The 21,726-nt window shown below is 67.9% G+C and carries 23 protein-coding genes and 1 tRNA gene; 12 read left to right on the top strand and 12 right to left on the bottom strand.

The genetic code is table 11. The features are described from left to right. Positions 1-8: 8 nt before the first annotated feature. Positions 9-638 carry a GNAT family N-acetyltransferase gene (locus AWB89_RS12390; RefSeq protein WP_085093500.1) on the top strand — a complete coding sequence of 210 codons (630 nt, stop codon included), beginning with the start codon at positions 9-11 and terminating at the stop codon, positions 636-638. Here the strand turns inward: AWB89_RS12390 and crcB (AWB89_RS12385) are convergent, their stop codons facing one another. Together crcB (AWB89_RS12385) and crcB (AWB89_RS12380) are read right to left on the bottom strand one after the other, a co-directional pair. Continuing rightward, on the bottom strand, positions 639-1,004 hold the full coding sequence (gene crcB, locus AWB89_RS12385) for a fluoride efflux transporter CrcB (RefSeq protein WP_085173905.1): 366 nt from the start codon (positions 1,002-1,004) through the stop codon (positions 639-641). Continuing rightward, complete coding sequence (crcB, locus tag AWB89_RS12380) at positions 1,001-1,396, bottom strand: fluoride efflux transporter CrcB (protein ID WP_085173903.1); 396 nt, start codon at positions 1,394-1,396, stop codon at positions 1,001-1,003. The genes crcB (AWB89_RS12385) and crcB (AWB89_RS12380) overlap by 4 nt, the downstream gene beginning before the upstream one ends. A 105-nt stretch (positions 1,397-1,501) precedes the next feature. Here crcB (AWB89_RS12380) and pgm point away from each other — a divergent pair, with 105 nt between their 5' ends. Beyond that, positions 1,502-3,130 carry a phosphoglucomutase (alpha-D-glucose-1,6-bisphosphate-dependent) gene (gene pgm / locus AWB89_RS12375; protein ID WP_085173901.1) on the top strand — a complete coding sequence of 543 codons (1,629 nt, stop codon included), beginning with the start codon at positions 1,502-1,504 and terminating at the stop codon, positions 3,128-3,130. Between the two features lie 61 nt (positions 3,131-3,191). Further along, positions 3,192-3,264 (top strand) — tRNA-Ala (locus tag AWB89_RS12370). Positions 3,265-3,391: 127 nt separating this feature from the next. Here the strand turns inward: AWB89_RS12370 and AWB89_RS12365 are convergent. Then, positions 3,392-4,933 (bottom strand): GMC family oxidoreductase, encoded by a 1,542-nt coding sequence (locus AWB89_RS12365; protein WP_085173899.1) that lies wholly within the window; start codon positions 4,931-4,933, stop codon positions 3,392-3,394. Between the two features lie 118 nt (positions 4,934-5,051). Between AWB89_RS12365 and AWB89_RS27005 the strand changes: the two genes are divergently transcribed. Next, positions 5,052-5,558 carry a hypothetical protein gene (locus AWB89_RS27005; protein ID WP_142282521.1) on the top strand — a complete coding sequence of 169 codons (507 nt, stop codon included), beginning with the start codon at positions 5,052-5,054 and terminating at the stop codon, positions 5,556-5,558. A 21-nt stretch (positions 5,559-5,579) separates the two neighbouring features. Here the strand turns inward: AWB89_RS27005 and AWB89_RS12360 are convergent, their stop codons facing one another. Next, positions 5,580-6,407, bottom strand: coding sequence for a DUF1906 domain-containing protein (locus tag AWB89_RS12360; protein ID WP_085093646.1), 828 nt, complete (start codon positions 6,405-6,407; stop codon positions 5,580-5,582). 75 nt (positions 6,408-6,482) lie between these two features. After that, positions 6,483-7,373: a TauD/TfdA dioxygenase family protein gene (locus tag AWB89_RS12355; RefSeq protein ID WP_085173897.1), complete on the bottom strand. Its 891-nt coding sequence runs from the start codon at positions 7,371-7,373 to the stop codon at positions 6,483-6,485. Between the two features lie 139 nt (positions 7,374-7,512). On the opposite strand from AWB89_RS12355, the gene AWB89_RS12350 reads away from it, so the two are divergent. After that, a complete protein-coding gene (locus tag AWB89_RS12350) occupies positions 7,513-8,787 on the top strand; it encodes an amidohydrolase family protein (protein ID WP_085173895.1) in 1,275 nt (424 codons plus the stop codon). Here AWB89_RS12350 and AWB89_RS12345 read toward each other — a convergent pair. Beyond that, positions 8,784-9,668 (bottom strand): IclR family transcriptional regulator, encoded by an 885-nt coding sequence (locus tag AWB89_RS12345; protein ID WP_085173893.1) that lies wholly within the window; start codon positions 9,666-9,668, stop codon positions 8,784-8,786. The two genes, AWB89_RS12350 and AWB89_RS12345, sit on opposite strands and share 4 nt — an antisense overlap. 65 nt (positions 9,669-9,733) lie before the next feature. On the opposite strand from AWB89_RS12345, the gene AWB89_RS12340 reads away from it, so the two are divergent. The 5 genes from AWB89_RS12340 to AWB89_RS12320 all read left to right on the top strand — a co-directional run bounded on the left by AWB89_RS12340 (position 9,734) and on the right by AWB89_RS12320 (position 15,329). Beyond that, the gene (locus AWB89_RS12340; RefSeq protein WP_085174506.1) at positions 9,734-10,663 is read left to right on the top strand and encodes an SDR family oxidoreductase; all 930 of its coding nucleotides are present in this window, start codon (positions 9,734-9,736) and stop codon (positions 10,661-10,663) included. Beyond that, on the top strand, positions 10,660-11,463 hold the full coding sequence (locus tag AWB89_RS12335; protein WP_085173891.1) for an acetoacetate decarboxylase family protein: 804 nt from the start codon (positions 10,660-10,662) through the stop codon (positions 11,461-11,463). Before AWB89_RS12340 ends, AWB89_RS12335 begins: the two co-directional genes overlap by 4 nt. Positions 11,464-11,467: 4 nt before the next feature. Then, positions 11,468-12,682 (top strand): amidohydrolase family protein, encoded by a 1,215-nt coding sequence (locus AWB89_RS12330; RefSeq protein ID WP_085173889.1) that lies wholly within the window; start codon positions 11,468-11,470, stop codon positions 12,680-12,682. A gap of 14 nt (positions 12,683-12,696) precedes the next feature. Further along, complete coding sequence (locus AWB89_RS12325; RefSeq protein WP_085173887.1) at positions 12,697-13,965, top strand: amidohydrolase family protein; 1,269 nt, start codon at positions 12,697-12,699, stop codon at positions 13,963-13,965. Between the two features lie 77 nt (positions 13,966-14,042). After that, complete coding sequence (locus tag AWB89_RS12320; RefSeq protein ID WP_085093660.1) at positions 14,043-15,329, top strand: MFS transporter; 1,287 nt, start codon at positions 14,043-14,045, stop codon at positions 15,327-15,329. A gap of 1 nt (position 15,330) precedes the next feature. Here AWB89_RS12320 and AWB89_RS27525 read toward each other — a convergent pair whose 3' ends face one another. After that, positions 15,331-15,489, bottom strand: a complete 159-nt coding sequence (locus AWB89_RS27525) for a hypothetical protein (protein WP_169716595.1) — start codon at positions 15,487-15,489, stop codon at positions 15,331-15,333. A gap of 41 nt (positions 15,490-15,530) precedes the next feature. Here AWB89_RS27525 and AWB89_RS12315 point away from each other — a divergent pair, with 41 nt between their 5' ends. After that, positions 15,531-16,271, top strand: coding sequence for an SDR family NAD(P)-dependent oxidoreductase (locus AWB89_RS12315; protein ID WP_085173885.1), 741 nt, complete (start codon positions 15,531-15,533; stop codon positions 16,269-16,271). A gap of 6 nt (positions 16,272-16,277) precedes the next feature. Here the strand turns inward: AWB89_RS12315 and AWB89_RS12310 are convergent, their stop codons facing one another. Then, on the bottom strand, positions 16,278-17,027 hold the full coding sequence (locus AWB89_RS12310) for an alpha/beta fold hydrolase (RefSeq protein ID WP_085173883.1): 750 nt from the start codon (positions 17,025-17,027) through the stop codon (positions 16,278-16,280). 274 nt (positions 17,028-17,301) lie between these two features. Between AWB89_RS12310 and AWB89_RS12305 the strand changes: the two genes are divergently transcribed. Continuing rightward, complete coding sequence (locus AWB89_RS12305; protein WP_139830485.1) at positions 17,302-17,454, top strand: long chain fatty acid-CoA synthetase Faa4p; 153 nt, start codon at positions 17,302-17,304, stop codon at positions 17,452-17,454. On the opposite strand, the gene AWB89_RS12300 is transcribed toward AWB89_RS12305, so the two are convergent. The 4 genes from AWB89_RS12300 to AWB89_RS12285 form a co-directional block, all read right to left on the bottom strand. Beyond that, the gene (locus AWB89_RS12300) at positions 17,451-20,276 is read right to left on the bottom strand and encodes an MMPL/RND family transporter (RefSeq protein WP_085173881.1); all 2,826 of its coding nucleotides are present in this window, start codon (positions 20,274-20,276) and stop codon (positions 17,451-17,453) included. The two genes, AWB89_RS12305 and AWB89_RS12300, sit on opposite strands and share 4 nt — an antisense overlap. Next, positions 20,273-20,716: an MmpS family transport accessory protein gene (locus AWB89_RS12295; protein ID WP_085093670.1), complete on the bottom strand. Its 444-nt coding sequence runs from the start codon at positions 20,714-20,716 to the stop codon at positions 20,273-20,275. The genes AWB89_RS12300 and AWB89_RS12295 overlap by 4 nt, the downstream gene beginning before the upstream one ends. Positions 20,717-20,883: 167 nt before the next feature. Further along, on the bottom strand, positions 20,884-21,309 hold the full coding sequence (locus tag AWB89_RS12290; protein WP_085173879.1) for a hypothetical protein: 426 nt from the start codon (positions 21,307-21,309) through the stop codon (positions 20,884-20,886). A gap of 12 nt (positions 21,310-21,321) precedes the next feature. Beyond that, positions 21,322-21,606, bottom strand: a complete 285-nt coding sequence (locus AWB89_RS12285; protein ID WP_085093674.1) for a hypothetical protein — start codon at positions 21,604-21,606, stop codon at positions 21,322-21,324. Between the last annotated feature and the right edge of the window lie 120 nt (positions 21,607-21,726).

Below are 21,726 nucleotides of genomic sequence, written 5' to 3'. Positions count from 1 at the left end.
GGTTTGATATGAGCGAAGCCGAAGTGATCCTGCCGCGGGAACTGACCGACATCAGTGACGAGGTGCGCAGTGTGCCGCCGCCGCCCGGCGTCGCCGAGGTCCCCGCCCCGTACGCCTTCCGGCTCGCAGACCCGGACGCGGACGCGGAAATGGTCGCCGAGTGGATGAGCCGGCCCGCCCTCGCCGAGGCGTGGGAGTCGGTCTGGCCGGCCGAGCGCTGGCGTCGGCACCTGCGCGCGCAACTCGACGGCGACTATTCGCGACCGTTCTTCGCCAGCCTGAACGGCGAAGACCACGCCTACATCGAATTGTACAGGGCCGCAAAGGATTCCATCGCCACCCGATACGAGGCTGACCCGTACGACTTGGGCATCCACGCCGCCATCGCCAACGAAGGTTTAGTCAACCAGGGAATCGCCGGCTACGTGTTGCCACACTTCGTGGCAAGCGTGCTGGGTCAGGAACCGCACTGCCGCCGGATCATGTTCGATCCCGACTACCGCAACAAGACGGCGCGGCGATTCTGCGAGCGCGCCGGCTGCGCGTTTCTCGGCGAGCACGACATGTCGAACCGGCGGATGGCGTTGTACGCGCTGCCGCGTACGCCCGGCGACGTGCCGAAGCTCCGCGAGGCCTGATCACCGCTGCGCGAGCCATTGTCCGAGCGTCGCGGCGGCTATGCCGAGCGCGACGCTGACGACGATGTTGGCCAGCGCCGTCCACGTCTGGCGCTCCTCGCCGAGGCGCTGGGTTTCCAGCATCCAGGTGGAGAAGGTGGTGTAGGCGCCGACGAACGCCGTCCCCGCCAGCAGCGCCGCGTCCCTGCTCAACACCAGGCCGCCGAGGAAACCCAGCAGCACGGCGCCGCTGATGTTCACCGCGAGCGTTCCGAACGGGAAGGCCCGCGCCGCCCGGCGGGCCACCGCACCGTCGATCACGAAGCGCATCACCGACCCGAAGCCGCCGATCACGGCCACGCCGGCCCACAGCAGGATCGCCGTCATCGGCGCACTCGCACTCGGCGAACCAGGGCGGTGGCCAGGTGCACGGCCAGCAAGCCCAGCACGATGCTGCTGGTGGTGTAGCCCACGGCCGTGGCCCACTGGCCGTGCCGGATCATGGTCACGGTTTCGACCTGCATCGTGGAGAAGGTGGTCAACCCGCCGCAGAGCCCGGTGCCGAGCAGCGGGCGCCGGTAGCTCGACAGCGGCAGCCGCTCCAGCAGACGCGTGGTGAAGTAGCCGACCAAAAACGCGCCGACGATGTTGACGATGAACGTCGCCCACGGCCAGCCCGCCGGTTCGCGCATGACGACGCTGCTCAATGCCGCGCGGGCCAGGGTGCCGAGCGCCCCGCCGACGAAAACCGCGGCCAGCTCGCGATAGTCGTGTGCCACGCCTGTTCCCTTCCCCTTCGCCGGGACTTACAGCTGGGTGAACCCGGGACGTCAGAAAAGTACCTGACAAGTCAGCGAGCTGGGGCACGGGCAGAATTGATAACCATGGCCCACCCGCGCGCCGGTCAGCCGGCCCAGCCCGAAGACCTGGTCGATCTGCCCCACCTGGTCACCGCGTATTACTCGATCGAGCCCGATCCGGAGGACGTCGCCCAGCAGGTCGCGTTCGGCACGTCGGGTCACCGCGGGTCGGCGCTGAACGGAGCGTTCAACGAGGCGCACATCCTGGCGATCACCCAGGCGATCGTCGAGTACCGCGCCGCCCACGGCACCACCGGGCCGCTGTTCATCGGCCGGGACACCCATGGCCTTTCCGAGCCGGCGTGGGTGTCGGCGCTGGAGGTGCTGGCCGCCAACGACGTTGTGACGATGATCGACTCGCGCGACCGCTACACCCCGACGCCGGCGGTCAGCCACGCCATCCTGACCTACAACCGCGGCCGCACCGAGGCGCTGGCCGATGGGATCGTCGTCACGCCGTCGCACAACCCGCCGTCCGACGGCGGCTTCAAGTACAACCCGCCCAACGGCGGCCCCGCGGACACCGACGCGACCAACGCAATCGCCAAGCGCGCCAACGAGATTCTGGGCGGTGGGTCGGGCGTTAAGCGGGTGCCGCTGGCCCGCGCGCTGGACGCCGTCCAGCGCTACGACTACCTCGGCACCTACGTCGACGATCTGCCCAACGTGGTCGACGTCGACGCGATCCGCGCGGCGGGGGTGCGCATCGGCGCCGACCCGCTCGGGGGCGCCAGCGTGGACTACTGGGGCGAGATCGCGCAGCGGCACGGGTTGGACCTGACCGTGGTCAACCCGCTGGTCGACGCGACGTGGCGGTTCATGACGCTCGACCACGACGGCAAGATCCGGATGGACTGCAGCTCACCGGACGCGATGGCTGGGCTCATTGCCAACCGCGACCGCTACCAGATCGCCACCGGCAACGACGCCGACTCCGACCGGCACGGCATCGTCACCCCCGATGCGGGGCTGCTGAATCCGAACCACTATCTGGCGGTGGCCATCGACTACCTCTACACCCACCGCCCGTCCTGGCCGGACGGGATCGCCGTGGGCAAGACGGCGGTCAGCTCGTCGATCATCGACCGCGTGGTCGCCGGCATCGGGCGCAAGCTGGTCGAGGTGCCGGTCGGGTTCAAGTGGTTCGTCGACGGCCTGATCGGCGGCACGATCGGCTTCGGCGGCGAGGAGTCAGCCGGGGCGTCGTTCCTGCGGCGCGACGGGTCGGTGTGGACCACCGACAAGGACGGCATCATCCTGGCGCTGCTGGCTTCCGAGATCCTGGCCGTCACCGGTCTGAGCCCGTCGCAGCGCTATCAGGAGCTGACCTCCCGGTACGGCACGCCGTTCTACGCGCGGGTCGACGCGCCGGCCGACCGCGAGCAGAAGGCGCGGCTGGCCAAGCTGTCGGCCGAGCAGGTGACCGCCACCGAGGTGGCCGGGGAGCCAATCACCGCGAAACTGACCGCCGCGCCCGGCAACGGCGCACCGCTGGGCGGGCTGAAGGTGACGACGGCCAACGCGTGGTTCGCCGCCCGGCCCTCGGGCACCGAGGACGTGTACAAGATCTACGCGGAGTCGTTCAACGGCCCCGAGCACCTGGCCGAGGTGCAGAAGGCCGCGCGCGAGGTGGTGAATTCGGTCATCGGGTAACCGGCTGACCAGCGGCTTTGAACGCCTGTTGCCAGTGGTGTAGCTTCGATTGGCACGACTTGGGGCTATGGCGCAGCTGGTAGCGCACCACACTGGCAGTGTGGGGGTCAGGGGTTCGAGTCCCCTTAGCTCCACTTTTCGGACACCTAGAGTGTCACTTTCAAATCTGCGACGCTCGACGCGGGTTTGTCGTCGTATCAGTCTGGGTCAGCATTCGCGACAAGCGTAGTTCGGGGTGGGGGTATCTACCGCTCGCGACGGTTAGTTGTGTGCCACTGATGATTTGCCGGCGGGAGCTTGTGCGAGCAGGAAGTCTGCGCAGCGTTCACCGATCATGATCGAGGCAGCGTTGGTGTTGGCACGGGGAATGCGAGGCAGCGCCGAGGCGTCGGCGACGCGGAGATTGTCCACGCCGCGGACCCGCAGGTTCTCGTCGAGGGGACTGTCAGATTGATTGCCCATGGCGACCGTGCAGGAGGGATGCCATGTCGTCATTGCGGTCTGTCTGATCGACGTCTCGATGTCCGCACCCGGGCCCGGCAGAAGTTCGCGCTCGATGGCGGAGGCGATCGGTTCGGTGGCCATGATTTCGCGGCTCCGCCGCACCGCCCAAGTGAGTGCTTCGACATCCTCGTGATCGGCGAGCAGGTTCATTCGGATGGCCGGCGGAGTCGCGGGATCCGATGAGCGGATGAGGACACTGCCACGGCTCTTGGGTGTCCAGTACGAGTGCCCAATCGACAACGCAGGCGCGAGCTTCCCAGCGCTTGGATCGGCCGTGGCATCCGCGAGCGCAAAGACCAGCTGAAAATCGCACGCTGGCAGGTCGGCCGTCGACCGGACATGGGCTACCGCCTCGACCACGCTGTTGGCGAACTTGCCTCGTCGGCCAAATAGCCACTGCAGCAACCACTTCGGGTTCGTGACGTCCGACAGCCCGACATAGCCTGGCGCGAGAGACCAGACCGCATACGCATGCGGGTGGTCGGTCAGGCCTTGGCCGACGCGCGGGCTGTCGACGATCGGGGTGATCCCGACGCTGCGCAGGTGGTCGGCCGGCCCGATGCCCGACAGCTGCAACAGATGCGGCGTGCGGTACGCACCCGCGCTGACGATGACCTGTTGGTCGGCGGAAGCATGCTCGATACGCCCACGGCGAAGGTACTCGATGCCGACAGCACGGCCGCTGCGGACGATCACCCGGCGGACCTCGGCCTTGGTGAGGATCGTCAAATTGCTGCGGGGCCGGAGATAGCCGCGCGGTGTGCTCCAGCGCTGACCGTTGTGAATCGTGAGGGGTGCGATCGTCGCGCCCTCGAGGTCCGGCCCGCTGACGTCGTTGTCGGCGCGGACACCTGCCGCACGCGCAGCGGCGACGAATCGCACAGACAGGTCGTCGGGGTAGGGCGTTCGACCAACTCGCATCGGACCTTTTTCGATCCGGTCGAACACCGGCGCCACGTCCTGCCACGACCAGCCGGGCAGCTGCCAGCCGTCGTAGTCGAGATCGCTGCCCTTGACCCACACCATCATGTTCATCGCGCTGGTACCGCCGAGCACGCGACCGGCGTGCAATGGAATCCTGCGATCGGCGCAGCCGGGCTCTGGATCGGTTTCATAACCCCAGTCCAGCTTCGTCCCGAACTGTCGGATGCTAGCCAGCGGCGCTCGTACTGCCAATCGTCGATCCGAACCACCGGCTTCGATTAACAGCACCGTCGATGAGGATTCAGCGGCCAATCGTCCCGCCACCGCACATCCGGCTGAACCGGCTCCGACCACGATGAAGTCATATGCAGCCACCGGACGCCTCCTGCCCACGATGGACACAGATTGTGCTGTCTAACTTGACACGTGTCAAGTTAGACAGCACCGTCCTACTGGGCGAGCGTGTGACCCGGCCCAACGTGTGACCGTCGGGATGGCGGAGGTCATCCGCCTGGCATTGCAATCGGATGATGCCGTGGCCGGGCGTGCGTGGGCGTACCCTCCGTTCATGACGGGCGATGCGGCGTCCTGGGTATCGGCGATATCGGCAGCCGTGTCGGCCGTTTTCGGCGGCTTAGCGTGGTTCTCCTCGCGTAAATCCAAAGCGGAGCGGATCAAAGCACAGGAGCAGGCGGACAGGGCCGAGGCCGCTGCTGAACTCGTGACATGGGAAATACGGCCAGGGGCATCGCTCACTGACTTCAGGTTGCGGAACACAAGCGCCAACACTGCGTTTCACGTGACGATCGAGGGAGGCGAGGCTCACGTCCCGGAACCGATTGAAGCGATTGAGGCGAACAGCGAACATGGCTTCTCGGTCAACGTAAATCCCGCGTGGAATGTGCAGATGACGGTGACCTGGTATCAAACTCCCGACAAGTCAGGCCCGATGCGTAGGTGGACAGGCGGCCTACCAAACAGGCCAACGACCGCGCATTGAAACCCTAATTCTGGCACCGGCTCAGGGGTGCAGGTTCCACTGTCCGCAATCCTCGGCGAGGACGTCGTTGACGTCGACTTCCAGACCCCCGACCACCGGGCCGGGACTCGACGCCGTACTCACCACCCGTTGGTAGAGGACCGCGGCGGGCTCGATCTGGCCGTGGGACCAGGACCGGGTCTGCCAGGCCCACCGGCGGCCGGGGGTGCGCGAACTTCCGATGACGCCGTCGGCGGCGGCCCATCGGCACACATCGATGCCGCCGTAGACGCCGGTGCGCTGCACACCCAGCACCGAGTTGATCCCGCGAAACCACTTGAGCGCCAGATTGTTCCACGTGTCGTGGTTGATGTCCTCGTCGACGCTGAAGAAGATCGGGGCACTCTGACCGCCACCCGCCGCGGTGTGCAGCTGCCAGGCGGTGCGGGCATCGGCGACGCCGCCCTCGAACCCGCGCCGGAAATCCGATGGCGCCGTCCCGCCCGGCTTGCCGTACTGGTAATTGCTGACGATCATGAGCCCGGCGGCGGTCAGCTGCTCGGCGTACGGCCGGGTGATCGGCTTGGCCCCCATGGAGGAGCCGGGACGCGACAGCGACACGTAGTTGATGACCCCGGCGTAGCCGGCCGCCCGAATGGCCTCCGCCGGAACTTGGCGCATGGCGAAATCGATCAGTTTGGGAGCGGTGGTCGCCACCGTCGGGACGGCGGCGGCCGTGGGGAGGGCGACACTTGCCAATCCCGCAACGAGCCCCGGCAGCGCCGATACGGCGACGGCGCAGCGCAAAATGTCGCGCCGGGGAATGGCGCGTGATCGCCCGAGGCACACGTCTACCGACAAGTCCTGCATCGCGTGATGGTAAATATTTGACTTTTGTCAACAGAAGTAGCGGGCGGCAGTCGATATCAAATCGGTCTTTGCGGTTCACCGGCCTGAGTCAATGGCATTCAGCGGACGCATCGCCTCCAGCCCGTCGGCTTCCGTCGCCGAAATCGTGGTGCGCACCATGTAGCGCGGCTCCGACGCCGGCCAGGGCCGGCCTCGATGCATGGTCGCCCGGTTGTCCCACATCAGCACGTCGCCCTCGTGCCACGAGTGCGTGTAGCTGCCACCGGGGGCCGTCGCCGCCTCGATCAGCTGGGCGAGCAGCTCCTGCGCCGCCTTTTGGTCCATGCCTTCGATCGCGTAGGCGTGCGAGGCGATATAGAGCGCCTTGCGGCCGTTGACGGGGTTCTTCCACACCAGGCGCCAGCATTGCGGTGGCAGCGCCGCGCGCTCCGCCGGGCTGGCGAGGTCGGGCGCGATCTTGCCGCGCGAATAGGCGTATTCGTGCCAGGCGAAGGCGTTCTCCAGCCGCGACTGCAGCGCCGGATCGAGGCGTTCGAACGCGAGCCGCGTAGAGACATACTCGGTCTCGCCGCCCCGCCCCGGAATGACGCGCGACGACAGCACCGAGGCGAGCGCCGGCACTTTCTTGAACGGGCTGTCGGTATGCCAGAGCTGGTTCGCCTTGTTTTCCAAGGCGATCCGGTGATCGCCCGGCACCACCTTGCCGTCCTCGTCGAGGGTCTTGAGGATCACCAGGTTGCTGCCGTAGCCCGCCGAACCCACCTTGGTGGCCTCGAGCGGGCCGAAGCGGCGGGAGAAAGCGAGCTGCGCGTCATCGGTGACGTCCTGGTCGCGCAGGACAATGACCGAGTGCTCCTCGAACGCGGCGCGCACCGCCGCGTAGGCGGACTCGCCGGCCGCGACGTCCTGGATGCTCACGCCGCGCAGTTCGGCGGCAAAGCCCGGACCCAACGGCAGGATTTCCATCGACGCACTCCATACATCACGCGTGTGAGCACGACTTTTCACCCAAAGCGGGCCGGTGACAAGCCGTCCCGCTCAATGGGTTTGCCCCTACGGCGGCCGATCCGTTTCTCCTATACTCCACATACCGCTTGGAGGTGCGATGGCTACAACCTGGGACACACTGGATCGCTACGTCGTCATTTCGACGGACACCCACGCCGGGGCGGATCTGCTCGATTACAAACCGTATCTGCCGGCGCGGCTGCACGACGAGTTCGACGAGTGGGCCAAGGCCTACGCCAGCCCGTTCGACGACCTGGTCATCGCCACCGCCAACCGGAACTGGGACCACGAGCTTCGGATCGCCGAGATGGACGCCGACGGGGTGGCCGCGGAGGTGCTGCTGCCCAACACCATTCCGCCGTTCTTCCCGACCACCCCGAACATCACCATCAGCCTGCCCCGCACCCGCGACGAATTCGAGAAGCGTTGGGCCGGCGTGCAGGCCCACAACCGGTGGCAGATCGACTTCTGCTCGTTGGCCCCGGCCCGGCGCCGGGGGCTGATTCAGATCTTCCCCAACGACATCGACCTGGCGCTGGACGAAATCCGCTGGGGAGCCGAGCAGGACTGCTTCGGTGGCGTCCTCATTCCCGCGGTCTCGCCCGGTGACCCGCTGGTGGCCCCGCTATTTCACACCCGCTACGAACCCATCTGGGCGCTCTGCGCCGAGCTGGACCTGACGGTGGTGCAGCACGCGGGCGCCGGCAGCCCGGAGATGCCGATGGACCAGCCGGCGTCGAACGCGGTGCTGATCACCGAGATGGCGCTGTGGGCCCAGCGCACCCTGGGCCACCTGATCCTGGCCGGGGTCTTCGAGCGGTACCCGACGCTGCGATTCGCGCCGACCGAACAGGGCACGTATTGGGTGCCCGGCCAGATCGGCATGCTCGACGCCATGGTGCCCACCATGAAGTCCGAGGCGCACAACCGCACCTACGGGATGTTCGGCGGCTCGTCGGTCGACGAGCTGACCATGGCGCCGAGCGAATACGTCAAGCGGAACTGCTACCTGGCCACCGAGCTCAGCCCGATCGACTCGGGGATGATCGATTTCATGGGCCCGGAGCACATCATGTGGGGCAGCGATTATCCCCACGAGGAGGGCTTTGCGCCCCACTCGAAGTTGGCGATTCGCTGGGCGCTGCACGACCGGCCGGAGGACGTGTGTCGAAAGATCTTGGGCGGCAACGCCGGTCGCCTGTATCGTTTCGACCTCGAGGCGCTGGCGCCCGTCGCCGCCAAGATCGGCCCCACCGTCGACGAGGTGCGTACTCCCTTGGAGGACACCGGCTATCGGGCCCCGGCCGCGTTCGGCTTCCGGCCGTTCGAAGGGGGCCTGGCCCTCAAGCGCCTGGCTCCCGAACGAAGCTAGGGCTCTTCGGCCAAGGCGGCGCTCAGCCGGCGGGTCGCGGCGGCGAGCTGCCTTCCCAGCGCGGTGACCGCCGCGCCGCTCATCGGCTCGGCGCTGGGAACCATGCTGAGCATCAAGGCGATGCGTGAACCGCCCTCCAGGATGGGGGAGTCGATGTGGCTCACCTCGTAGGTGCGGTCCGGGTCCAGGCTGATCGGGAACCACTCCTCCTGGTGGATGAGCTCGTCGGTCAATTCCTGCGCCAGCTGACTGAGCCGGGTCGACCGCACCTCGGCGCTCCGGACGATCTGCGCCAGTTCCCGCAGGCGCAGATCGGGCAGGATGTGCAGGCCGACCGCATAGCCACGCCGCTTGGCGGCGGCCAGCGCCTCGCGATAGCGATCGCGCACGTCCTCGGGCAGGGCGGCCAGCCAGCGCTCCCGGGCCGCCGTCCCGGCCCAGGCGACGATCGACGCCCCGTACGGCGGGCGGTGGGGGAACTGGGTGCCGACGGGCATCGGGTGACCGCCCCCGCGCCGGCTCCGGACCTGATCGACGACGGTCGAGAAGTCGTCGCTCACCGAGAAGGCGACGCAGTGCGCGCCGGTCGCGGCCGACAGCTCGGCCATCGCCGAGCGCGCCAACACCAGCGCCGGATAGCGGCCCGCCGCCTCCCGGCCGAGCCGGACCAGGGCGGGACCGAGGTGATAGGTCTTGCGAACCGGGTCGCGCAGCACCCAGCCGGCCCGGAGCAGTTCGGACAGCATCGAGTGGCAGCTGGCCTTGTGCACGCTCAACCGGCGCGACACCTCGGCCAATGTCAGGCCTTGGCTCCCATCGCCCGCCAGCTGCTCGAACAGCTGCACGACCCGTTCGGTCTGCGGGGAGGGACGCGGCGGCACGGTGCTAATGGTCGCATAATGCGACCGCTTGCGGTGCCATGCGCGACCATGTGACGATGGCCACGATGACGGACCTTCAGGGCAAGGTGGCGGTCGTGACCGGGGGAGCCGGCGGCATCGGCCAAGCCATGGGCCGGCGCTTCGGCCGCGAAGGCATGAAGGTGGTGCTGGCCGACGTCCTCGCCGAACCCCTCGACGAGGCGACCCGCACGCTCGCGGACGAGGGCATCGACGCCGTCGGGGTGGTCACCGACGTCACCGACTATTCCTCGGTCGAGTCGCTCGCCAAGGAAACGCTCGACCGGTTCGGCGCGGTGCACCTGGTGTGCAACAACGCCGGCACCGGCGGGGTCTCCGAGGGATTCATGTGGGAACACGACCTGGCCGACTGGCGCTGGGGCATCGACGTCAACGTGCTCGGCGTCATCCACGGCATCAAGGCTTTCGTGCCCCTCCTGCTCGAGCAGGGCGAGGGACACGTCGTCAACACCTGTTCGGGCAACGGCGGGTTCGCACCGATCGCCCGCGGGGCCATGGGCGGACCGGCCACGGCGGTCTACCCGATGACCAAGGCCGCGGTGCTCTGCCTGACCGAAAGCCTCTACACCCACCTGCAGATGACCGGGACGCGGGTGCGCGCGCACGTGCTTTTCCCCGGCGGCTTTCTGAACACCGGGATCTGGGAGTCGTGGCGGCACCGCCCGGAGCGCTACGCCGCGACGCAGGAACGCCGCACACCCGACCAAACCCTGGCAAGGGTGGTGGCCCGCTTCGAGTCCGCCGGCGCGCGTGTCGAGTTCACCCCGCTCGAGACTGTCGCCGACCTGGTGGTGGACGGCATTCGGGCGGACCGGTTTTGGATGATGGGGCCGCCCACCCCGACCGATCAGGTCGTCAGCAGCAAGGCGGCATCGATCCTCGCCCGCGGCGAGCCGGACTACCTGGTCGACGTCCTCGGCCGGCATGCCGAGAAAACCGAAGGAGGAAAGCCTTGAGCACCAACGGAGTTCGCTACGGCCCCCGTCCACCCGAGGCGCAGGTCGACCACGAGATCGACGCCACCAAGGCGCCCATCGCCACCGAGGCGATCACCATCACGTACCGCACCGATCCGGAGATCGTCGCGGCCGTGCTGCCCAAGCCACTGCAGCCCGCGGCCGAACCGCTGGTGCGAATTCAGCTGCAGCGCGTTCGGATCGAGGGCCGGCCGCCGTTCGGGTCGGCGGTGTTCTCGGTGACCGCCCGGCACGGTCGGCTCGACGGCGACTACCCGCTATTCATGCCCCAGTCCACCGAACAGTCGGTCACGGGCGGGCGCGAAACATTCGGCGAGCCAAAGAAACTGGCCCACATCGAGGTGGAACGCGACGGCGATCGCGTCACCGCCGCCATCGACCGGCTGGGCTATCAGCTCATCCGGGTCGACGGGCGGATCATCGGCCCGGCCGAGTTGCCGCCGGACCAGGCGAACACCGAGTTCTACTTCAAGTTCCTGCGCGCTCCCGACGGCGGCGGCATCACCGACCCGCACCTGGTCTACGGCGAATACCACCGGCACTACGAGCTGCTGGAAAACATCGACGGCACCGTCGAATTGGGCGAGTCGCCGCTGGACCCGGTGGCCGACATCGTGATTCGCGAGATCCACTCGATCACCTGGTGCCGCCGGCGCACCATCCAGGTGGGGCGGATCGCGGAGCGGGTGCCGCAGGAGTGGCTGCTGCCGTACGTGCACCAGCGCTACGACGACGTGGCCCTTCTCGCCGCGCCCAGGCCCGAGCCGGCACGGGCCTAGCGCCATGGACCGGTACCCGGTCATCTCGGCCGACTGCCACGCCGGCGCCGATCTGCTCGACTACCGCGAGTACCTCGATCCGCAGTACCGGGACGAATTCGACGGCTGGGCAAAGACATACGTCAACCCGTTCGGTGACCTCACCGAGGCCGACGCCGAGCGCAACTGGAACAGCGCTCGGCGCAACGCCGAGCTCGATGCCGAAGGCATCGCGGGGGAGGTCATCTATCCCAATACCGTGCCGCCGTTCTTCCCGCAGGCGAGTCTGGCCGCCCCGCAGCCGGAGGGCGGCCGCGAGCTCGAGCTGCGCTGGGCCGGGCTGCGTGCGCACAATCGCTGGCTGGCCGACTTCTGTTCGTTGTCGCCCGAGCGGCGCGCCGGGGTCGGCCAGATCCTGCTCGGCGACGTCGACGAGGCCGTCGCCGAGGTCGCGCAGATCGCCAAGCTGGGCCTGCGCGGCGGTGTCCTGCTGCCCGGGATTCCTCCGGGCGCCGGCCTTCCCCAGCTCTACGCCGAGCACTGGGAGCCGCTGTGGGCGGCGTGCGACGACGCGGGCGTGGTGGTCAACCACCACGGCGGCAACGCCGGACCCAACCCCACGGACGGGTGGGGCAGCTCCTTCGCGGTGTGGGTGTACGAGACCCACTGGTTTGCGCACCGCGCGCTGTGGCACCTGATCTTCAGCGGCGCGCTGGATCGCCACCCCGACCTCACCGTCGTCTTCACCGAGCAGGGCGCCGGGTGGATACCGGCGACGCTCGACTCGCTCGACGTGGCGGCGGCCCGCTACGGGCGGGCGAACTCCGCGATCGCCCGCTTCGCCGGGCCCACCGCCGGCTCGCTGAGCCTCAAGCCCAGCGAGTACTGGACGCGCCAGTGTTACGTCGGCGCCAGCTTCATGCGACCGGTCGAATGCGCCGAGCGCCACCGGATCGGCGTCGAGAAGATCATGTGGGGCAGCGACTACCCGCACCTGGAGGGCACCGCCCCCTACACCCGAGAGGCGTTGCGCCACACCTTCTCCCGCGTGCCGGCCGAAGAGGTGGCGGACATGATCGGCCTCAACGCGGCGGGCGTCTACGGCTTCGACGTCGACGCCCTGGCGCCGCTGGTGAGCCGGATCGGCCCGACCGTCGCCGAGATTGCCGAGCCGCTGGCCGTCGTGCCGGCCGATGCCAGCAGCACCGTCTTCGAGCCCGACCCCATCCGTACCTGGTAGCGAAAGGACTCTTGATGAAGCCCTACGTCATCATCTCGGCGGACTGCCACGCCGAGCTGCCGACCGAGCGGTACCGCGAATACGTCGACCCGGAATACCGGGAGGACTTCGAGGTGTACCTCGCCGAGAAGACCGCGGCGGCCCAGGCCGGGGGGTTCATCGACGAGGAATTCGCCGAGCAGTGGTTCTCCGAGCACGGCGACGGCATCGCCGGCGGCTGGGATGTGGGCCTGCGCGACAAGGAATTAGACGGTGACGGCGTCGTGGGCGAGGTCATCTTCCCCGACGCCGACGCCGTGACCGGGGTGGCCGGGGCCCCGTTCGGGGCCGGCCTGGGCCAGTCGGGCGACCTCGACCCGGGGCGCGCCATGGCCGGCGCGCGAGCCCACAACCGCTGGCTGGCCGAACTGTGCACGCACAGCCCGGAGCGGCGGGCGGGGGTCGCGGTCGTGCCGATACTGGCGGACGTCGACGCGGCGGTGGCCGAGATCACCCGGGCGGCGGAGTCCGGACTGCGGGGCGGGATCCTGATCCCGGCGCGTTGGGTCGGCTATCCGCCGTATCACGACCGTCGCTACGACAAGGTGTGGGCGGCCTGCCAGGACCTGCAGATGCCGGTGCACACCCACTCCGGCCCGGCGCCGCAGGAGGAGTACGGCGGGCACCTGGGCATCTACGTGACCGAGGTGCGCTGGTGGGGGGCCCGACCCCTGTGGTTCGCGTTGTGGTCGGGCGTGTTCGAGCGCTTCCCCCGGCTGCGCTGGGGGGTCACGGAGTGCGGCGCGTTCTGGGCCAACGACCTGCTCTGGCTGATGGACACCCGGTACCTGCGTGAGCACTCGGCCAAGAAAATGAGCCATCAGATGGAGGGCGACCTGACCATGCCGCCGTCGGCCTACTTCGACCGGAACTGCTTCATCGGGGCGACCACCACCGAGCGCAGGGAGCTGGCGCGGCGCTACGAAATCGGCGTGTCGAACATGCTGTGGGGCAACGACTTTCCCCACCCGGAGGGGACGTGGCCGCACACCCGCGACTGGCTGCAGCGGTCCTTCTGGGACATCCCCGTCGAGGAGACGCGGCAGATGCTGGGGCTGGCCGCGGCCGAGGTGTACAACTTCGACCTGGATGCCCTGGCCGGGCTGGCCGAGCGCATCGGCCCGACTCCCGAGGACCTGGGCCAGGACGACGCCGTGAGCGTCCCCAAGTGGGAGGCCGCCCGGCGGACCGGACGCCACTGGCTGACGGACGCGGAGCCCATCCCCGACCTCGTGGAGAACTGAGTACGAGAAAAATTCCGTTCCGATCAGGCGGATTGTGATCCTTCCGCGTCAGGAGCGGGGCCGCATACCTTTCCGGGATGACCTCGAGCGTCGGCAGCATCCCGGCCCAGCTGGCCCGGGCCACCCCCGCAACTTTCAAGCAGGCCCTCTTCGTCGCGGTGACGGCGGGGCTGGGCTACGGCTTCGATTCCTACGCGGTCAACATCTACGGCCTGGTGCTGCCGGACATCAAGAGGACGTTGCACATCACCGACGCCGAGGCCGGCTACATCGGTTCGATCTTCTTGCTGGGCTACACGATCGGCACCATCGGGTTCGGCTACGCGGCGGACCGGTGGGGGCGTAAGACCACGCTCGGGGCGTCAATCCTGCTCTACGGCATCACCACGTCGGTGGCCGGACTCACGGCGAACGTCGCCGCCTTCACGGGACTGCGTTTCCTCACCGGTGTGGGCGGCGCCGGGGAACTCGCGGTCGGCGCGCCGTACACCGCCGAGGTGTGGCCCGCCAAGACCCGCGCCCTCGGCGTCGGCGGCGTGATCTTCTCCTTCTTCTCACTCGGCTACGTCCTTGCCGCGGCCGTCGCGCTGGCCCTGGTGCCGCACTTCGGCTGGCAGTCGGCGTTCATCGTTTCGATCGTCCCGGCCATCATCCTGTTCCTCGCCCGCCGCGGCATCAAGGAATCCCACCGCTACACCGACGTGCAGACCAAGGTCGAGCGCGGGGTCGCGAAGCCCCGGCTGTGGAAGCTTCCCGGCGTGCGGCGGCGGCTCGTCGCGGGCTGGCTCATCTACACCGCCAACGCGGTCGGCTATTGGGGCCTGACAGTGTTTTTGACGACCTACATCGTGAAGAGGTTTCACGCATCCCCGATCGACGCGATCCGCTACGCCCTGGTGTTCTTCCTGCTGCAGGTCGTCTTCGTCTACCTGGGGACCGCGCTCGCCGATTGGGTGGGCCGACGGCCCTCGGCGATCCTCGCCGCGGTCATCGAGTTCTTCTCGACGATCCTGGCCGCCACCTCGCACTCGCTGGACCGCTACCTGGTGTTCGGGGCGATCGCCATCGCCACCCTCGGCTGGCTTTGGGGCGTCGGCGACACCTACGTCTCGGAGTTGTTCCCAACGGTGTTGCGCGGCACGGGTTTCGGAATCGCGGTCGGCGGCGGCCGCGTCGTCTCCATCGCGGCCCCGGCCGTGGTCGGCTGGGGCATAACGCATTACGGGCTGCAGACGCCCTACCTGGCACTCGCCGGCCTGTGGGTGTTGACCGTGGCCGGCTACCTGCTGGGACCGGAAACGAAAGGCAAAGAGCTCGAAGACCTGGCCGACGAGGCCCTCACCGAGGACCTGGTGAGCAAATAGGCTAGCCGTGGTGCGGGGGTTGCTCGTCGCGGAGCCGGCGCTCGTCCGACGCCGCGCGTGCCTGCTCCTCGTCGCCGAACCTCTCCAAGTCCTCGGGGGTGAGCGGCGCCCGCGGCGGTTTCGGCGCCGGGCGCGGTGGCGGTGCGGGTTCGTCGGACATCCGGTCATTGTCTCGCACGCCGCCCGGTAGCGTTGCGCGACATGTCACCACTTCAGGGCAAGGTCGCGTTCGTGACCGGAGCGTCGTCGGGCCTCGGCGCCGAGACGGCCCGGCTGCTTTCCCGGCAGGGCGCAACGGTTTTCGGCATCGGCCGGGATACCGGGCGCCTGGGCGAGGTGTTCGCCGACGTGGAGCGGGGCTCCTACGCGTCGGTGGACGTCGGTTCGGCGCAGGCCTGCCGGGACGCGGTGGAGCGGTGCGTCGGCGAGTTCGGCGGGCTGGACGTCCTGATCAACATCGCCGGGCGGCACCAGATGCGCCGCACCGAGTCCATGACCGACGACGACTGGGCCCAAGACCTCGCGGTCAACCTGAACGGGCCGTTCTACCTGTGCAGGGCCGCGCTGCCCCATCTGCTGGAACGCGGCGGCAACATCGTCAACGTCAGCTCCATCGCCGGGGTGGAGGGCCAGGCCTACTCGGCGGGCTACTGCGCGGCCAAGCACGGGCTGATCGGTCTCACTCGCGCGCTGGCCGTGGAGTACACCGCGGATCGCCTGCGGGTCAACGCGGTGTGCCCGGGCGGCATGCTGACCCCGCAGATCGAACAGTTCAGTGCGCCGGACAATCCGAACTACGACCTGATCATGCGGACGGCCTCGCCACGCGGCATGATGCAGCCCCTGGACGTTGCCAACGTGATCGCCTTCCTCGCCAGCGATGCCGCGGCCGCCGTGCACGGCGCCGTCTATCGCGTGGACAACGGCAAGGGCGCCGGCTAGCGGCGCTCAGTCGAGGGTTGCCCAGAACCCGGTGAGGGCCGCGGCGGCTCGGGCCGGATCCTGCAGCATCCACCAATGCCCGAGCCCGTCGAACACCTCGGTGTGCGCCCCGGCTCGCTGCGCCGCCCGGCGCCGCATGGCTTCCGAGCCGACGTAGCCGTCCTCGGTGGCCAGGATGGACAGGCCGGGTCGCGCCGCGGCCCGGTCGAGTTCGCGACCGGCCTCGGCCATCGCCGGCTGGCGGGCCGAACGGTAGAGCAGCAGGATCGCCCGGCCCATCTCCGGGCCCTGCGCCGCCGCGACCGAGGCCGCGATATCGGCGGGCATCCCCCCGATTTCGATCATCCGGGCGGTGCGCTCCTCGAGCGTCCCACCCACCAGCGCGTCCACCAGCTGCTCGCCCTCGTCCGGGGTCTGCCATACCTGCGCCATGTCGTGCCAGACGTAGTCGGCGTCGAAACAACCGAGGATGTCGCTGACCCAGCTGCGCACCAGCTCGGGTCGATGCATCACCACGTTCATCACGTGGCCGCCGCCCCAGTCGTGGCCCACCAGGTCGACGGGCTCGCCGGCGCTTTCCAGCTCGCCCTCGAGCCAGTCGCGGTAGGCGAGGTAGGTGGCCGGGAAATCGTCGGGCAACGGCGCCCCGAAACCCGGGGGAGACAGCCGCACCACGTCGGTTCGCCCGAGCGCGTCGACCAGCGGCCCCCAGATCGCGTCGGCCTCCGGATTGCCATGCACCAAAACGACAGTCACGGCGCCCTCCCTTCAGTGGGTCACGTCGGCGCAGCTCGACTCTGCCAGCAACCGGGGGCAGATGCACAGGCGGATTAGGTTCTGGGCGCGAATCGGACTACTCTTGCGCGCGGCCCGTTTCTGACCCAGGAAAGCAGACATGCCCATTCAGCCCAGTCTGCGGCACCCAAACGCATTGCGCCGCAGCCGCACGCGACGTGCGGCTCCTCGTGTGAACTGCCCAACGGTCGGTCAGTGCTTCGACATCGAAGTCGCCCGAGACGCCGCCGGGTGGATGGTCCGGATTCCCGAAATCGGTGGCCTGGTCCGCGTCAGCCGCCGGGCCGAGGTGGACGTGGCCGCGCGACAGTGCATCGCCACCCGCACCGGCATCCCGATCGGCTACGTCTCGGTCTTCGTCGCGCGCGAGACCGCCAGCGCCACTTAACGCTGCGGTAGCGGGCGCGAACGCACCAGCGTGGGCCACCAGAACCACGGCCCGAGGATCCGCAGGATGCACGGCACCACGAACGAACGCACGATCAGGGTGTCGAGCAGCAGGCCGATGCACACCGTCGAACCCACCTGACCGATGGTCCGCAGGTCGCTGGTGAGCATCGCCAGCATGGTGAAGGCGAACACCAGACCCGCGGACGTCACCACGCCACCGGTGCTGCCCAGCGCGCGGATCAGCCCGGTGTGGATGCCGGCGTGCAGCTCCTCCTTGACGCGGATGATCAGCAGCAGGTTGTAGTCCGAACCCACCGCCACCAGGATGATGAACGTCAGCGGCAGGATCAGCCAGTGCAGCGGCAGGCCGATCAGATGCTGCCAGACGAGTATGGAGAGCCCGAACGCCCCCGCGTATGAGAACGCCACGGTGCCGGGAATGACCAACGCGGCCATCAGACTTCGCGTCAGGACCAACATGATCAAGAAGATCAGCACGAAGGCGGCGATCGCCACGATCAGCAGGTCGGACGCGGCGTACTGCTTGATGTCCTTGTTCGTCGATCCCGAGCCACCGATGTAGACGCGGGCGCCGGCCAGCGAGGTTTCCTTGAGCGCGATGGTGATCGCCGACGGGAACTGTTCGACGTGCTGCACGCCTTCTGGGCCGTTGGCGTCGCCCTCGTGCGTGACGATGATGCGGGCGGCCTTGCCGTCCGGCGACATCAGCAACTGCATGCCCGTCTTGACGTCGTCGTTGTCGAACCCTTCGTGCGGGATGTAGAAGAAGTCGTCGCTGCGGGACTGGTCGAAGTCCAGTCCCACGTTGACCTGGTCGTCGAACGTCTGGGCGGTCTGGGTGGACTGCAGCGACGACTGCCCGTAGCTGCTGACCAGCAGCCCGGCCAGCGCCTCCGAGTCGTCGGCCGTGAGTTTCAGCTGGGTGATCACCTGCGGCAGGATTTTGTCCAGGGTCTCGAGGGAGGTTTTGGCGTCGGTGATGTCGTCGGCCAGCTTGTCGATGTTGTCGAGCGCGTCGAACAGCGATCTGAACGTCCAGCAGATCGGGATGTCGAAACAGTGCCGCTCCCAATAGAAGTAGCTCTTGATGGGGCGGAAGAAATCGTCGACGTTGGAGATCTCCTGGTTCATTTCGGCGGTGAGCCGTTGCAGATCCTCGACGGTGAGAACCGTCTTGTGCAGCTCGTCCGACATGTTCTGGAAATAGACGATCTCCTGCCGCAGCACGTCGACGGAATGCTGCGTGATCTGCGCCTGCTGGCTGGTGTTGGCGTTCTGCTGCTTGGTGAACGGCAGCTGTTGACCGCTACCGCTGCCCTGCGTCGTGAACAGGTACGGCAGGGTGGCATGTTCCAGGGGCCGGCCCAGCGGCCGGGTGATGCTTTGCACCATCGCGACGCCGGGAAGGCGAATGAGGGCCTTGGCCGCCCGGTCCAGCGAGATGAAGTCGCCGGAGTTCCGCATGTCGTGATCGGTCTCGATCATCAGCATCTCGGAGAACAGCTTGCTCTTCGGGAAGTGCCGATCGGCCGCCGCGAAACCCAGGTTGGCGGGGGAGTTGTGCGGCTGATATTGGCGGTCGTCGTAGTTCTGCCGGTACGTCGGCACGAAGACGGCGCCGAACAGGACGGCGGCGGCGCTGGCCACCAGGATCGGCACCGGCCACCGGACCACGCTCGTGCCGATCCGGCGATACAGGTGCGCCTTGGCCGCCCGCCTCGGGTCGAAAAGCCCGAACAGGCTGCCCACGGTCAAGAAAGCCGGGCCGAGCGTCAGCGCCGCCGCGATGGTGAACAGCATGGAGATGGCGACCGCCGGCCCCATGGTGTGGAAGTAGTTGAGTCGCGCGAACGTCAGGCAGTAGCACGCGCCCGCGATCGTCAGCCCCGAGCCGAGGATGACCGGCGTGACACTCTTGTACGCGGTGTAGAACGCGTCTTCCCTGCTCTCGCCGGCCTGTCGCGCCTCGTGATAGCGGCCCATCAAGAAGATGCCGTAGTCCGTCCCCGCCCCCAGGGTCAGCGCGACGACGATGTTCACCGCGAACGACGACAGCTCGATGTAGCCGAAATGCCCGAGGAATGAGATGACACCCTTCGCGACCAGCATCTCGAACAGCACCCCGGCCAGGGGCACGAACAGCGTGACGATCGAGCGGTACACCAGCAGCAACATGCCGATGATCAGGAAGATCGTCACGATCGTGATGTCGTTCAGGCTCGAGTTCGCGATGGAGACCGTGTCCGACGCGAGCGGGGCCGCCCCGCTGACGTAGACCTTGAGCCCGGGCGGCGGCGTGTCCTTCGCGACGACGTCCCGGACGGCGGCGACGGACTCGTTCGCCTGCATCTGGCCGATGTCGCCCGCGAGCCGCAGCAGCACGTACGAGGCCTTGCCGTCGAGGCTCTGCGCCCCGGCCGCGGTGATCGGCTTCCCCCACAGATCCATGACGTACTGCACGTGCTTGGGGTCTTGCTTGAGGCGGCGCACCAAGTCGTCGTAGTAGTGGTGGTCGGCGTCGTCCAGCGGCCGGTCGCCCTCGAACACGAGCATGGCCAGGCTCGTCGAGTTGGACTCGTGGAACTTCGCACCGATGGACAGCAGGGCCCGCTGTGACGGCGCATAGTGCGGGACGACCGGCCCGGCGAGTTCTTCGGCGACCCTCTCCACCTGCGGCATGAAGGTGTTCGTCGACACGGCGAGCAGGGCCCAGAAGGCGATGATCGGGATCGCGAAGATGCGAACCATTCGGGGGACGAAGGGTCGTCGCGGCCGCTGCTCCGCCGGGTGCTCGCTCATGCGGATTTCACCAGGCAGAAGACGTGCGCGTCCTGATGGTTATCGGAGTGTTCATCGCGAACGACGCCGTTCACCAGCATCCGGCAGCCGACCTGACCACCGTGAACCTGCGCCGAGATGCTGCCCGACACCACGGTGAGCGTGGTCGTTTCCGTGTGCGACCACGGCAGGGTGGTGAGGTCGACCTGATGCGGATGGCCGTCGACGTCGACGTAGACCAGCATCCCGCCCTGCCCGACGGAGCCGGACACCTCAAACGTGAGCCGCTTGAGGTTGAACTCCGGGGGCGCGGCCGGGCCGTTGACCGTGACGACGGGCGGCGGGGCGGAGAACTGGTGCACCTTCCACATGCCCACCGCCCCCACGGCGAGCGCGACGACGGCCACCAACGGCATCCAGATTCGCGCCAGGACGGTCCTGCCGACCGAACGAGGGCTCATTCGTCACCTCTCGAAGCTCGGTCCGGACATCGTCTTCTCCCCCCAGCTGCCGCCCGCAGGCGCATGCAAATAGTAGACGCTCATGTGCCCAATGGACATCGTGCAAAGAGTATCGGTACTGGTCCGGGAGCGCGACCCGGGGGCTGTGTGGGGATGCCGCGATTGCGTCAAGGCATCTTCCGCAGTCGCCGCTTCAACCGTGCGCTGCGAAGAATCTGGGTCGTGAAGTTGATGGAGGCCAGCATGGGGAAGACGCCGAGGAATGTTCGCTCGGAGGGCGTGGCCCCGTGCAGATGGTAAAGACTGCCGAACACGTAAAAGCAGCCCACCGAGAACAAGGCGCCGGGAATGCAGAGCGCCATCACGGAGCTGCGAATGGCGACGATCTCCCTGGCGTAAGCCAACTCTTCGGCCGACATTGGTTGGCGTTTGCGGACTTTGGTGACCACCTTCTTGGCGGCCCCGATTTCCTCGCTGATCGGCAGGGTCGTTCGATCTCCCAGCCGTCTGACGTAGACGCCGGCGATCGCGGCGAACACCAGCGCCGCCGCGAGGGCGACCACGGTCAGGAAACCAAACAAGGCGGTATCCATTTCCCGTCCTCCTTACCGCCAGCCCGCGGGCAGGTCGGTGATGTGGTTGGGGCAGAAGTCCTGGGCGGCCTCGGACATGACAGTGCGCGCGGCCTCGGCCGACATCGTGGCGCGCAGCCGCATGAAGGCGTATTCGGCTGGCAGGTAACCCGATTCGGGCCCGGCCGGATCGTCCATCAGCTGGCAGGCCTCCTTCTCCTGGCCGCTGTCGGCTCGCGCTGTGCCCAGGCCGATGCCCGAGCCGAACAGCGAGGCCAGTGCAACCAGCCCGCCCGCGGCGATTTTTGTGATCCTCACTGGTGTTCACCTTCACTCGCACGCCTTGCCGGCCCAGTGTAAAGCTCGGCGCCGGCCGCGCGGCGATGCCGGCTTCGTCAAACCGGTCGCGGCCCCGCCCGTCATTGTCGAGAATGGTCC

This window comes from Mycobacterium paraense (genome assembly GCF_002101815.1).
GTDB classification, from domain to species: Bacteria; Actinomycetota; Actinomycetes; order Mycobacteriales; family Mycobacteriaceae; genus Mycobacterium; species Mycobacterium paraense.
This window is presented reverse-complemented; position numbering and strand designations above follow the sequence as displayed.